At 42.8% G+C, this 1180-nt stretch carries 1 protein-coding gene; it reads right to left on the bottom strand.

The genetic code is table 11. The features are described from left to right. Positions 1-14: 14 nt before the first annotated feature. A complete protein-coding gene (locus QUA04_RS29715) occupies positions 15-1106 on the bottom strand; it encodes an ISAs1 family transposase (protein ID WP_333264411.1) in 1092 nt (363 codons plus the stop codon). Positions 1107-1180 lie beyond the last annotated feature (74 nt).

Genomic DNA, 1180 nt, shown 5'->3' with positions numbered 1-1180 from the left:
CAGGGCAAACGCATCTAAATTTCTTTAAAAACGGATTTGGCCAAGAAGTCGTTATCGAAAGCACTGAGCAAGCGTTTCTTTTTGATACTGGTTTTTCTGATATGATTGTTTTTTAGAAGGTTAATGGCGATTTTAGTGATAACACTGAAATTTTCGGCGGCATTACCAGCCTGTTTGGTACTCAGGTCTTCCCTGAAGGTGACATCCAGGCTCCAGTGCAATTTGTTTTCTATACTCCAGTGCTGCCTGATAATCTCATTGAAACGGGCAGGTGTTGTCAACAAACTTGAGATATAAAACCGCTGCTCTGTCTGCTTTACACCCGTTTGCTGGACGGTTCTTTCTGATTGAATGCAAACAATAGATTTCAAACCTTCCCATTGTCCTTTTTTACTGATCCAATCCATATCCTCAATGACCTTACAAGTCCGTTTTTCAATGCGTCCGTGTGATTTTTCGGTTGTTGTATGGCAGTTTGATCCCGGAGTTTGTTCAAAGGCTTCTTTGATATCATCCAGCAAATGCCCCTGATTTTCTTTGACTGCCAGTACATAATCAGCCCCTTGTCCTTTAATCTTAGATGCAATAGCTGTCTGGCAGCCCATTGCATCAATGGTCACGATGGCCCCTTCTAATACCAGCAGTTCCAACAAGGTTGGGATGGCTGTAATCTCATTGCTTTTCTCATCGGTTTTTTCCTGCCCTAAAACCATATTGTTGCTGTTACACCAGGCACTCACCATGTGTACAAACGCTTTTTTGCCCTCAGTCCCCGAATTACACATCCGTTTACCATCAATGCTAACTACCCTGCCATTAGTGATGGCTGCTATGCTTTGAACCCAATCCACAAAGCAACCCTGAAGTTCTTTGGGATCAAGCAGGGAAAAAACCCGGTTGATCGTGTCGTGTGAGGGAATCCCGTTGGGAAAAGCCAAAAACTGGCGTAGAAATGGCTCTTTGCTCTCCCCATACAGTTCAATCTCTTCCCAATCGTCACAACCGCTCAAAACCGCACAAATTGTTAAGCCTATAATGTCCTTTAAAGAATGTAACCGGGTCCTTTCTACCCGCGGATCCACCAAATTATCAAAAAATGATAGCATAAAATCGTTTCTACTAAAACGATCCTGACGCTATCTCATTGTTATTCAATCAAAATTTAGATGCGTTTGCCCTG

The organism is Microcoleus sp. S13_C5, assembly GCF_036700845.1.
Taxonomy (GTDB): domain Bacteria; phylum Cyanobacteriota; class Cyanobacteriia; order Cyanobacteriales; family Microcoleaceae; genus Microcoleus.
The sequence above is the reverse complement of the archived record's forward strand: the minus strand, read 5'-3'. Positions and strand labels throughout refer to the sequence as shown.